At 58.4% G+C, this 12,556-nt stretch carries 11 protein-coding genes; 3 read left to right on the plus strand and 8 right to left on the minus strand.

Features of this window, described 5'->3' with window-relative positions:
- Positions 1–14: 14 nt before the first annotated feature.
- The 8 genes from WA845_RS04745 to polA form a co-directional block, all read right to left on the minus strand.
- Positions 15–1,520, minus strand: coding sequence for a tripartite tricarboxylate transporter permease (locus WA845_RS04745; RefSeq protein WP_004439149.1), 1,506 nt, complete (start codon positions 1,518–1,520; stop codon positions 15–17).
- A 9-nt stretch (positions 1,521–1,529) separates the two neighbouring features.
- On the minus strand, positions 1,530–1,991 hold the full coding sequence (locus WA845_RS04750) for a tripartite tricarboxylate transporter TctB family protein (RefSeq protein WP_004439147.1): 462 nt from the start codon (positions 1,989–1,991) through the stop codon (positions 1,530–1,532).
- Positions 1,992–2,091: 100 nt separating this feature from the next.
- Positions 2,092–3,075 (minus strand): tripartite tricarboxylate transporter substrate-binding protein, encoded by a 984-nt coding sequence (locus tag WA845_RS04755; RefSeq protein ID WP_006699819.1) that lies wholly within the window; start codon positions 3,073–3,075, stop codon positions 2,092–2,094.
- A 198-nt stretch (positions 3,076–3,273) separates the two neighbouring features.
- Positions 3,274–4,620: a sigma-54-dependent transcriptional regulator gene (locus tag WA845_RS04760; protein ID WP_004439142.1), complete on the minus strand. Its 1,347-nt coding sequence runs from the start codon at positions 4,618–4,620 to the stop codon at positions 3,274–3,276.
- Complete coding sequence (locus WA845_RS04765) at positions 4,617–6,443, minus strand: sensor histidine kinase (protein ID WP_081093458.1); 1,827 nt, start codon at positions 6,441–6,443, stop codon at positions 4,617–4,619. Before WA845_RS04765 ends, WA845_RS04760 begins: the two co-directional genes overlap by 4 nt.
- A 160-nt stretch (positions 6,444–6,603) precedes the next feature.
- A complete protein-coding gene (rpmF, locus tag WA845_RS04770; protein ID WP_003507205.1) occupies positions 6,604–6,789 on the minus strand; it encodes a 50S ribosomal protein L32 in 186 nt (61 codons plus the stop codon).
- Between the two features lie 192 nt (positions 6,790–6,981).
- Entirely contained in the window at positions 6,982–7,701 is a 720-nt protein-coding gene (locus WA845_RS04775; protein ID WP_022555358.1) for a DUF1868 domain-containing protein, read from the minus strand.
- A gap of 75 nt (positions 7,702–7,776) precedes the next feature.
- Positions 7,777–10,773, minus strand: coding sequence for a DNA polymerase I (gene polA, locus WA845_RS04780; RefSeq protein WP_048902635.1), 2,997 nt, complete (start codon positions 10,771–10,773; stop codon positions 7,777–7,779).
- Between the two features lie 90 nt (positions 10,774–10,863).
- Between polA and WA845_RS04785 the strand changes: the two genes are divergently transcribed.
- From WA845_RS04785 to WA845_RS04795, 3 genes are all read left to right on the plus strand, one after another.
- Positions 10,864–11,247 carry a hypothetical protein gene (locus WA845_RS04785; protein ID WP_112556094.1) on the plus strand — a complete coding sequence of 128 codons (384 nt, stop codon included), beginning with the start codon at positions 10,864–10,866 and terminating at the stop codon, positions 11,245–11,247.
- A 43-nt stretch (positions 11,248–11,290) separates the two neighbouring features.
- Positions 11,291–11,659 (plus strand): hypothetical protein, encoded by a 369-nt coding sequence (locus WA845_RS04790; RefSeq protein ID WP_162719269.1) that lies wholly within the window; start codon positions 11,291–11,293, stop codon positions 11,657–11,659.
- A gap of 318 nt (positions 11,660–11,977) precedes the next feature.
- Positions 11,978–12,412 (plus strand): MarR family winged helix-turn-helix transcriptional regulator, encoded by a 435-nt coding sequence (locus tag WA845_RS04795; protein ID WP_022555354.1) that lies wholly within the window; start codon positions 11,978–11,980, stop codon positions 12,410–12,412.
- The last annotated feature ends 144 nt before the right edge of the window (positions 12,413–12,556 follow it).

Genomic DNA, 12,556 nt, shown 5'->3' on the forward strand with positions numbered 1-12,556 from the left:
AGTTTATCGCATTCTCAGTCTTCTTCTACGAAAACCTCTTCGCGCTTCTTTTTCACGCTGGGGAGGAAGACGATGATCAGCACGGCGAGCGCAATGAAAAGCAGGGTGGCGCTGATCGGCCGGGTCACGAAGGTCGACGGATCGCCACGCGACAGGATCATGGCGCGCCGCAGGTTCTCCTCCAGCAGCGGACCGAGCACGAAGCCGAGCAGCAAAGGGGCAGGTTCGCAGCGCAGTTTCACCAGCACGTAGCCGATGAAGCCGAAGAAGGCGACGGCATAGAGATCGAAGACGTTTGAATTGACGCTGTAGACCCCGATGGCGCAGAAGGCCATGATGATCGGGAAGAGCACGTAGTAGGGCACCGTCAGCAGCTTCACCCACAGGCCGATCAGCGGCAGGTTGAGGATGACGAGCATCAGATTGCCGATCCACATGGAGGCGATGATGCCCCAGAACAGTGCCGGCTGTTCGGTCGCCACATTCGGACCGGGAACGATGCCCTGAATGATCATCGCGCCGATCATCAGCGCCATCACCGGATTGGCCGGAATGCCGAGCGTGAGCAGCGGAATGAACGACGTCTGGGCACCGGCATTGTTGGCCGATTCCGGACCGGCCACACCGGCGACCGCACCATGACCGAATTCTTCCGGGTTCTTGGAGACACGTTTCTCCACGGTGTAGGAGGCAAAGGCGGCAAGGATCGCCCCGCCACCCGGCAGGATGCCGAGAGCCGAACCAATGGCCGTGCCGCGCAGAACCGGCCCTACCATGCGCTTGAAATCATCCTTGGTCGGCATCAAGCCGCTAACCTTGGCGATCAGCACCGAACGGGTCCGCTCGTTTTCGAGGTTGCGCAGGATTTCGGCGATACCGAAGACACCCACAGCCACAGCCACGAAATTCAGGCCATCGGCATATTCGCGGATACCAAGGGTGAAGCGCGGCGTGCCGCTATAGATATCCGTGCCGACGAGACCGAGCAGCAGGCCAAGCACGACCATGGCCAACGCCTTGACGATGGAGCCATGGGCGAGCGCGATGGACGACACGAGGCCGACGACCATCAGCGAGAAATATTCCGCCGCGCCGAATTCCAGCGCGATTGCCGTGAGCGGCGGCGCGAAGATTGCGACGAGGAAGGTTGACACCGTGCCGGCGAAGAACGATCCGATGGCGGCGATGGCAAGCGCCGCACCCGCCTTGCCCTTGCGTGCCATCTGGTAACCATCGATGGCGGTGACGGCAGAGGACGATTCGCCGGGCATGTTGATCAGGATCGCCGTGGTCGATCCACCATATTGCGCACCGTAATAGATGCCGGCGAGCATGATCAGCGACGAGACGGGCTCAAGCTGGAAGGTGATCGGCAGCAACATGGCGATCGTCGCCGTCGCGCCGATGCCGGGCAGAACGCCGATGAGGGTGCCAAGCAGCACGCCGATCAGGCAGAAAAAGAGGTTTGCCAGCGACGAGGCGGTGACGAAACCGAGCGCAAGATTATCGAGCAAATCCATCGCTATACCTCAGAAGTTGAGCCAGGGGCCGAAGCGCTGGAAAGGCAGGCCAAGACCATAATTGAAAACAGCGACGGAAAAGACAGTGATAGCCGCGGAAAGAACGACCGCCATCAACGGGCTCATCTTGTGTGAGGCGAAGGACGCAATGAGCGCGCTGAAAAACAGCGCCGGCACAAAACCCAGGCCCCGAACAGTGAAACCGAAAAAGATCGGCGCGGGCAGGATGAAAAATATGCCGCGCCAGGCGATTGCGCCGATGCCCTCGCCAGCCGGCCGGGTTGCGCGCAGGAATATGACGCCGCCAAGCAGGATCAGGATGATCGCGAGTACCAGCGGGAAGTAGCCCGGCCCCATACGGAAGGCGGTTCCGATTTCCAGACCATAGGACTGCAAGGCAAAAAAGACGCCAAGCCCCATAAAAATTGCCCCGCAGACTGCTTCGGCAGGGTCATTAAATAACGACTTCATGAAAGATGCCCCTCCACGGCGCCCGACATTCAGCCGGTTCGCCTGTTAAAGTTGATCACGGTCGACCGGCGGCAGGAAACCGCCGGTCTTTCCGCGTTCATCAGTCGGCATATTGGCCGGCAGCCTCAATCACCGGCTTCCAGCGGGCGATTTCGCTCTCAAGCTTGGCCTTCAGCGCCGCCGGTGTCGCATCGCTTTCCGGCGACGGCGTAGTGCCGAGCTCCGCAAAACGCGCCGCGACATTCTTGTCCTTCAGCGCGATCTGCAGCGACTTGGAGAGCTTTTCGTTGATTTCCGCAGGCGTGCCCTTCGGCGTGTAGATGCCGTGCCAGATGCCGACTTCGAGTTTGGGCAAGCCAGCTTCGGCAACTGTCGGCACGTCCTTCAGCACATCCAGCCGCTTCGGCGAGGTTACGGCGTAAGCCTTCACAGTGCCGCCCTGGATCTGCTTGGTGGTGTTGGTGGTCTGGTCGCACATGATGTCCACCTGGCCACCGAGCAGGTCGGTCATGGCAGGACCGGTGCCCTTGTAGGGAACGGTAACGAGCGGCGTCTCGATGGCGCTCATGAACAGCATGCCGCACAGATGAGAGGCCGCGCCGATGCCGGCATTGGCAACGGTGACCTTGTCCTTGTTCGCCTTGGCGTAATCGATCAGCCCCTTGAGGTCCGTGGTCTCAAGGTTCTTGCGCGACAGGATGGTCATCGGCACTTCCGTGACCAGACCAACATATTCGAAAGCACTTGTCGTGTCGTAAGCGAGCTTTCGATAGAGCGTGGCGCTAGTCGCCATGCCGATGTGGTGGAGAAGGATGGTGTAACCATCGGGATCTGCGGAGGCAACGCGGCCAGCGCCAAGCGTGCCGCCGGCGCCGCCGACATTTTCCACGATGATCTGCTGGCCAAGATCCTTCGACATGGATTCAGCCACAAGACGCGCCACCGTGTCCGTCGGGCCGCCAGCCGAGAAAGGCACGACCATGGTGATGTTACGCTCGGGATAGGTCTGAGCGGATGCGGACAGCGCGAAAAGGGAAACGGCAGCGGCGGCAGCAAGGCCGGAAACTGTCTTCAGTATTTTCATCGATTCCTCCCGGATGAAAATGATCGCCACTTCAGCCGCGCATGCTCCTCCATGGCGGCCGGGGTGACGATATTTGCGATCCCGAAGTGACATTCAGCAACGGCACTGTTGCGATGAAACGCAGTTTTATCCGTGTAACCAAAGATAATGGGTGGATTTCAACCCATGACGGCCTAAAGATGGGTGGAAATCCACCCATCAGATCTCGGTCATATGCCGGTGAAGCTCGTATTTCTGCATCTTCTCGTAAAGGGTTTTGCGGGAGATGCCGAGGTTCTCATAAACGGATTTCAGATTTCCCCCATGGGCTGCGATGGCCTGCGCAATCAGGCTTTTTTCATATGCCGCGACCCTCGGGGCAAGAGCCGACCTGCCATCATCCTGAAACGCCGGCGACGCATCGGACACGTCGGTTTCCAGGCCCAGCGCGAAGCGGTCCGCAGCGTTGCGCAATTCCCGGACGTTGCCCGGCCATTCCCTGAGCGAAACAGCGGAGAGCAGGTGCTGCGGCACTTCCATATCCTCCCGCCCGTAGCGGGCGGCAGCTTCCCGTACCAGATGGAGGAAGAGCAGCGGAATATCCGCACTGCGCTGCGAGAGCGATGGCACGAGAATTGTCGCGACGTTGAGGCGGTAAAGAAGGTCGGCGCGAAAACGGCCAGCCGCAACTTCCTGTTCCAGATCTACCTTGCTGGTGGCAATGAAGCGCACGTCGAGTTCGACCGTTTCATTCGAGCCGAGACGGGTAATCACTCTTTCCTGCAGCACGCGAAGCAATCGGCCCTGCAGTTCGAAAGGCATAGAGCCGATTTCATCCAGCAGAATGGTGCCGCCGCGCGCGTGTTCGAACTTGCCATAACGTGGGCGCAGCGCGCCCGGAAAGGCGCCGGCCTCGTGACCAAACAACTCGCTCTCAATCAATGTCTGCGGAAGCGCCGCACAGTTGATCGCGACAAAGGGCCGGTTGGCTCTGCTGCTGATATCGTGCAATGCCCGCGCAACCACCTCCTTGCCTGCGCCTGTATCTCCGACGATCAATGTATCGGCATCCGTCGCACCGATGGCGCGAATGCGGTACCGCAGATCGACCATCACCTGGGTTCTGCCCGGCAGGCGCGTTTCGAGATCGTCATGCTTGCCCGCCACCGCCTTGAGACGGCGATTTTCCAGCACCAGCGCCCGCCGGTCATTGGCCCGCTTGATGATGCCCGCGAGATATTGCGGTGTGAACGGCTTCTCGATGAAATCATAGGCGCCATTGCGCATGGCGTTGACCGCCAGCTGAACATCCCCGTGACCCGTCATCAGAATCACAGGTATTTCCGCATCGAGCTCCCTCACCTTCTGCAGCAGCGTCATGCCGTCCATGCCGGGCATGCGGATGTCGCTGACCACGACACCATCAAAACTGTAGCCGATGAGTTCGAGCGCGTGTTCGGCGCTCGCCAGCATGGTGACGGCAAAACCGGAAAGCTCCAGCGCCTGGGCAGTGGAGAAGCGCAGTTCCTCTTCGTCATCGATCAGCAAAACCCGCGACATGGTCATTCCGCAGCCGCCTCCATGCGCCAGGCGGCGGCGGGCAATTCGATCTCGAATTCCGCGCCCCCTTCCTCATGATTTCTCACCCGCAACTGGCCGCCAAAATCCTTGATGATGTTATAGGAGATGGAAAGCCCGAGGCCGAGGCCACGCCCCACACCCTTTGTGGTGAAAAACGGATCGAAGATGCGATCCGAAATTGCCGGCGGAACGCCTGGTCCCCGGTCGCGGATGAAGACGGAAACCGTCTGGCCGTGCTGTACGGCCTCGAGCGCGATGCGCCGATCCTCGCGCCCCTCCACGGCGTCCGCCGCGTTGGAAATGATGTTGACGAGCACCTGCTGCAGCCGCACCGGACCAGCTTTCACCGCAAGTGGCACCGGGCCGAGATTGACATCCAGCACCGCATTGGCGGCCTTCAACCGGGCACCGACGATTTCAAGCGTGTCGCGAAGCACGGTTTCCAGGCTGACCGCAGTCATTTTTTCGTTCGGCTTTCGGGCGAAATTCCTGAGGTGCCTGCTGATCGAGGCCATGCGATCGATCAGCCCCGAAATGCGCCTGAGGTTTTCCCTGACCTCGTCCAGCCGCCCGCGCTCTACAAGAAGCGACGCGTTTTCGGCATAATTCTTGGCTGCGGCAAGCGGCTGGTTGATTTCATGCGACAAGGCCGCCGACATTTGTCCGAGCGCCGCAAGCTTGCCCGCCTGCACCAGATCATTCTGCATCTTACGTAATTGTTTTTCCGTCTGGCGGCGTTCGGCAATTTCGTGTTCGATCTCCTGGTTCACACGCGCCAGATCGGCAGTGCGTTCCTCGACCCGCCGTTCCAGCTCCGCCTGGGCTTCTGCCTGATGGGTCAGCCGTTCACGCAGCCGTCGCCGTCTCTGCAGCATCGCCGCAATGAGCGCGGCTGCCAGACACAGGCACAGGATGATCGCGATCATTGCCGTCTTCACCTGTGTCCGCAATGAACCGGTATCCATCAGCACGCTGACGGTCCATCCTGCATCCGCCATCGGCTGAGACAGGACCATATATTCCCTGTCCCCCTCATTCTGGGTAATCGTCATCAGCTGATGCGAGCCGAAACTGCCGTGTTTCAGCGGCAGTTCCTTCAGTGTGGCATTGGCGTAACGGCGTGAGGCCTCGGTACGCGCCAGTCTTTCGGGCGTCAGCGGCATCAGGCCGGAGTAAAGCCATTGCGGCGTGCCGGTCATGAAAATGATGCCTTCGGGATCCGACACAAGAATACGGTTTTCGCCATCGCCGAAGGAGGCCTCTATGCCTTCGATGTCGACCTTGAAGACGATGACGCCCTTTATTTCCGCATTGAAGAGAATAGGCGCGGAGAAATAATATCCGCGCTTGTGCGAGGTCGTGCCGAGCGCGAAGAACCGCGACTGCAGGCCCTTCGCCGCATCCTGAAAATAGGGACGGTAGCTGAAATTCTCACCGACGAAGCTTGTCGGACCATCATAGTTGCTGGCCGCGATTGTCTCGCCATCCAGCGTAATGATGTAGATATCGGAGGATTCCAGCAGGGTGTTGATGGATTTGAGGTAAACATTGGCGCGCTGTCGCAGGGCTTCATCCTTGGGATGTGCGACCAGCTCCTCAATGTCATCATGATCTGCAATCAAGGCAGGCAGCGGCTCGTAACGGTTCAACAGCCCGCCAAGGGCGGAGACGGCAAGCCGGAGCGTCGTGCGCCCCTGCTCGGACATTTCACCGAAATAGCTTTCTGCAATGACGCCGCTTCCTTTTGTCACGGCGCCGTAACCGAGGCCAAGACCGAGCATCATCAACAAAATCCAGCGATATTTCACCGAAACTCCCCTCACGCGGCAGGCATCTAACCCGCTCTCCCGAAGCGAGTGTAGGAGGAGTGACGAGATTTTCCAAGTGAGCGCTGGACACCGTTATAGCTCGCTAAAAACAAAAAACCGGCCACGAGGGCCGGTTTTTGCAAAGTCACGTCGGAAAAGCTTATGCGCTTTCCTTCGGCGTCAGAACCTGACGGCCGCGATACATACCGGTCTTCAGATCGATATGGTGCGGACGGCGCAGTTCGCCGGAGTTCTTGTCTTCAACATAGGTCGCAGACTTGAGACCGTCAGCCGAGCGGCGCATGCCACGCTTGGACGGGCTTGTTTTTCTTTTTGGTACAGCCATTTTTGTTACTCCACTTAAGCGGCGAAACAACGGAACCGGCCAGAACCAAAGGCCGAATGTCGGATGTCTCGATATCGGAAATTTGGCGCGCTTATACATGCCCAAACGGGCTTTGACCAGCCCTGACGCGCATTTTTTCCGATTCGGCAAAAACCATGCGGCAAACTGCCCTCAGGCAATGCCAATCATGCTTCACCTTCTATCGAAAACAACCAGCTCCTTGAAGTGGTTCATATCCCTGAATTCACAGAAAGCCGGCGGACGCATCTCCATAACTGGCGCCGCGGCACGCAGCTTTTCCAGTTCCTCGTCAAGCATCGCCTGCCAGCGCGGCAGGCACTCAGGCTTGAACCAGCTGATGATGTAGGACAGGGTGATGTGAAACTCGTAGCTGTCATGATCAGGATGGCGATAGCCGAAGAAATCGGCGAATGTATCCCGCCACAGGGCCGCAATGCGATCATCCTCGGGCGTGGCTCCCGTCAGGACCAGACCTACCGGCCGTAAACCGGTGACCTGCATGTTGAATCCCGGCAGCGCCGGAAAAGCAGAAAGGCGGTCGCGATAATAGTCCGTCATCGTGTCGATCGGTGTATCAAGCGGCATTGTCTGCGGCCAATAGGGCAGAGCACGCCGAAACTCGATGATGCCCTGAAACACCGTCATGTGCAGGCTGGAAGCCGGTGTGAAAGCAAGCTGGGATGCCTCCGGCATATCCAGGAAGCGCTGACGCGTCGCAATGATTGCGTTTTCGGTCTGCGAGCCCCCGACAAGATGGCAGACGACCGTATTGCCCGGCTCAGGCAGAAACTCACCATTCTCATTAAAGCGGCTGCCGAGATGGCGCGGCGGCTGATCATGACAGGCAGCAGAAATATAGCCGAGATCTTTCGAGACGAGCGGGGCGTGCATGGGAAACTCCTCGTGAAGCGTTTCCTCTAATCCGTGCACGCGACACAGCCATGACATGGACCGGCCAAAAGCCGGTCAATGCGCCTCGTCCCAGTTGTCAGCCGCGCGGGCATCCACCTGCAATGGCACCTTCATGGAGATTGCCGGCATGGCCGCATTTTCCATGACCGAGACGACGACGGGCAGAGTTTTCTCGATTTCCGCTTCATCGACCTCGAAGATGAGTTCGTCATGCACCTGCAACAGCATGCGGGCGGACAGGTTTTCAGCCTCCAGCGCCGGTTCGATACGGACCATGGCGCGCCGTATTATATCCGCCGCGGAGCCCTGGATCGGGGCGTTAATGGCGGCGCGCTCGTTGAAGGCCTTCACGGAAGGGTTGGACGAGCGGATTTCCGGATAATGGGCGCGGCGGCCGAAAATCGTCTCGACATAACCGTTCTCACGGGCGAAAGCCTTTGTCGCCTCCATGTAGTCGCGGATGCCGGGAAAACGCTCGAAATATTTCTTGATATATTCGCCGGCTTCAGAACGGGCGATACCGAGCTGGTTGGCGAGACCGAAAGCCGAAATACCGTAGATAATGCCGAAATTGATGGCCTTGGCGCGGCGGCGCACTTCCGAGGGCATGCCTTCGACAGGCACGCCAAACATTTCCGAAGCCGTCATGGCATGAATGTCGATGCCGTTTTCGAAGGCGTTTCGAAGCTGCGGAATATCGGCGACATGGGCCAGCACGCGCAGTTCGATCTGGCTGTAGTCGGCGGAAAGAAGCTTGTGGCCGGGCGTGGAGATGAAAGCCGTGCGGATTTTTCGCCCTTCCGCCGTGCGGACGGGGATGTTCTGAAGGTTCGGTTCCGAGGACGACAGACGGCCTGTTGTGGTGGAGGCCAGCGCATAGGATGTATGCACACGTTTCGTCTCCGGGTGGATATATCCCGGCAAAGCATCCGTATAGGTGGATTTCAGCTTCGTCAGCTGCCGCCAGTCGACGATCTTGCGGGGTAGTTCAATACCTTCCGCTGCCAAATCCTCCAGCACCTGTGCTGAGGTCGACCATTGGCCGGTCTTGGTCTTGGAGCCGCCCGGCAGGCCCATCTTGCCGAACAGGATGTCGCCGAGCTGCTTTGGCGAGCCGATGTTGAAACGCTCGCCGGCCAGCTCGTAGATTTCCTCTTCAAACGCTGCCGCCTTCTGGGCGAGTTCGCCGGAAAGACGTGAGAGGATTTGCCGGTCGACGGTGATGCCACGCTCCTCCATATGCGCCAGAACAGGCACAAGCGGACGTTCCAGCCGCTCGTAAACCTTGGTCAGCCGTTCTGAAACAAGCCGCGGCTTCAGCGCCATCCACAGCCGCAAGGTGACGTCAGCGTCCTCCGCTGCATATGCCGTCGCCTTGTCGATGTCGACAAAATCGAAGGTAACGCTCGACTTGCCCGATCCCGCCACGTCCTTATAGGGGATCGGCGTATGGCCGAGCCAACGTTCGGACAGCGAATCCATGCCGTGCGTCGCTTTGCCAGCCTCAAGCACATAGGAGATCAGCATCGTATCGTCGAAACTCTGCATGACGACGCCATGGCGTTTCATGAGCAGATAGTCATATTTGAGATTTTGCGCGACCTTCAGCACGGCCTCGTCTTCAAGCAAGTCCTTGAGACGGACCAGTGCTTCGTCAAAGGGCACCTGGCCTTCGGCGAGCCTGATACCATCGCTGAATAGATCGCCGCCGGAGCCAGTCTTGTGCGTCAAGGGAATGTAGGCGGCGCGTATATCGCTGCCCGAGGCATCCTTGCCATTATCGGCGATTGCCAGCGAAAACCCGACGAGTTCCGCCTGCATCGGATCAAGCGAGGTCGTTTCCGTATCGAAGGCGACGACCCCCGTTTCCCGCGCCGCCGCAACCCAGAGGTCCAGCGTCGCAAGATCCCTGATCGTCGTGTAGGCGCTCGTGTCGATCTTGGCGGCGGCAAAAAGCGTCTGGCGGGCGGTGGCAAGATCAGCCGGCGCGCTGCCCTCCCCGACACCTTTCCGCGCCGGAATAGCGGGCGAAACCGCAGTGCCCGTTACGCCAGCAGCCGCTTCACCCGCAGCCGGAGCGCCCGGCGCATCGAGATCGGGACCATGGGCGTCAGCGCCCCACTGAACCGGCACATTGGCGGCCTCAATGGCGGAAGCATCGGTCTCTGTCGCTTCGGCAACCCGCCGCGTCAGCGTGGTGAATTCCATCGCCTTCAGGAAGGCAATGAGTTTCGGGCCGTTCTGAGGTTCCAGCACCAGTGCTTCAAGCGGCTGATCCAGCGGCACGTCGGTCCTCAGGGCCACGAGCTGTCTGGAAATACGAGCAAGTTCCGCATTGGCGATGATATTTTCCCGACGCTTCTGCTGCTTGATCTCACCTGCCCGGGCGAGCAGCGTATCTAGATCGCCGTATTCTTCCAGCAATTGCGCGGCCGTCTTTGGACCGATGCCGGGGATGCCCGGAACATTGTCGGTCGAATCGCCGGTCATCGCCTGCAGGTCGATCATCTTTTCGGGACCCACGCCCCATTTCTCTATGACATCGGGGATGCCGATCTGCTTGTCCTTCATCGCATCGTACATGTGGACATTGGCAGTGACGAGCTGCATCAGATCCTTGTCGGAGGAGATGATGGTGACATCGGCCCCAATGGCCTCCGCCTGCCGGGCATAGGTGGCGATGATATCGTCCGCCTCGAAGCCTTCCGTCTCGATGCAGGGAAGGTTGAAGGCGCGCGTCGCCTCCCGTATCAGCCCGAATTGCGGCACCAGATCTTCCGGCGGCGCCGTGCGATTGGCTTTATAGAGATCATAAAGCTCATTGCGGAATGTCTTTGATGAATAATCGAAAATTACCGCAAAATGCGTGGGCGTCACGCCGACATCGGTGTTGCGCGCATCCTTCAGGAGCTTCCACAACATGTTGCAGAAGCCGGAAACGGCGTTGACCGGCAGCCCGTCCGACTTGCGGTTCAGCGGCGGGATGGCATGGAAGGCCCGGAAAATGAAACCGGACCCGTCAACGAGGAAGAGATGATCGCCTTTTTTCATGGGTAGCATGGATAGCGCGCCAGAGGCGAAAGGTCTATCGTCGAGATCGGATGCGAGGCTATATCTTTGATGATTTCTAGGGAAAAGCCGATGTCGAAAAATGCTATCTTACAAACTTATTTTGGAGCGCTTTTATTCGCCACTGCCACAGGTCTTTTCGTGTGGTTCAATGGTGAGGATGGGGTTGCTATTTTTCAGAAGTCCCTGCTTGCACCACTTTATCTTCTGGCGACGACGGGACTGCGCCATTTTTTTCCAAGAGAACGAGACCACCGCCGTGGCATTTTGACGATGCTCGAGTATCATGCTCTCGAAGCGGCAGTTCTCGGTATATTCTTGCTAATTGTCATTGATCCATTGCCCAACGATCTGCGCGGTCAGATCCTCTATTTCTGCCTGTTCGTCATAGTCGTAGGCGGCGCGAATTTTGCTTTGGGAACGCTTCAGAGAAGCAGACATGGTGAGAACCGTTAAATAGATATCACTTTAAAAATTTCCCGGAGTTAGGGAGCCTACCTTGCGCGACCGTATAGTATCAGCATTAACAGGTGGGATCTCATTGACCGCCGCCACTGTTCTCCTCTCTTGGTTTGGAGGAAGTGATGCAACGGAGATTTTTCATCACGGGCTGCTAGCCATGATGTATTGCACGGCTATCCAAGGGCTCAGCAGTTTTTCCGCCGTAGCATTGCAAAGCCCCGCTGGAACGGCCCTTTATCTTGTCGCCAACGCAGCACTTTTTACCGCGTTTCTCGTTCTGGCCATTTTGCCCTCAGAGCTTGGCGTCGGCCGTCAGGCACTCTTTTTTTTATTTACAACAGCTGCGCTTGCTGGAGTGGGTTTTGCGCTGATTGTTTACGTTGAGCGCAGGAGGCGAGAGTTTTGAAACGCCGGCTCATACCTTACCGATTTGTAATCCATCTTTCCCTTGAAAAGCCGCATTTGCAGACACATTTCTTAGAGGACGGCGCCTGATCACGCCGTAGTCTGATAGCTGGCTCGTCCCCCGCCGCGTCAGACCGGACAAAGGCCTTTCCCCCTCTCCGGGCCTTTGTCCTCCAATATGACCGCCATGGCCGTCCCCTCCAGGCCATGGCGGTTTTATTTTGCGCCTGTTACCGGCTGGCAAAAACATATCGTGCGATATATATCGCACTATTGAATTGCCGGCGCCGCCTGGCCAAACTGTCTGAGGGACGGAGGAATGGGGTTTTCCCGGGATGAATCGGCCATCTATCTCGCCGCCAAAATGGCGCGGGAGTTCACTATGGCGCTGCAGAAAAGAGCCGCCGCATTGGGCTTCTCTCCCGGCCAATTCCCCATTCTCATCGAGCTCTGGCATGAAGAAGGGCTAACACAAAGGCAGTTGCTCGACAGAATCGATGTCGAACAGGCAACGCTTGCTAACACGCTCTCACGCATGGAGCGCGACGGGCTGATCGTGCGAAAGACGCATCCCGGTGACCGCCGCGCCCAGATCATCGAATTGACGCAGCGCGGCAGGGACCTGGAAGCGAATGCCATTGCCGCTTCTGAGGCCACCGAAGACATGTTGCTTGCGGATTTCCGGCGTTTTGAACGCCAGCTTCTGCTGGAATATATGCGCCGCGCCATCGAGAGCGCAAAAAAAGCAAAATAGCGCTTCCAACTCGAAACCGCTTCGCAGTTTTCCTGAACTGCTCTATCGTTCCCGCGGCCGCGCGTTTGCCGATTCACGACACGCCGGCCCTTGTTTCCCGCGATGCGCGATGCCCGGATGTTTCGTCTTATCGCCGGGTCACGA

The organism is Agrobacterium sp. CMT1, from assembly GCF_037203725.1.
Classification (GTDB): Bacteria; Pseudomonadota; Alphaproteobacteria; order Rhizobiales; family Rhizobiaceae; genus Agrobacterium; species Agrobacterium pusense.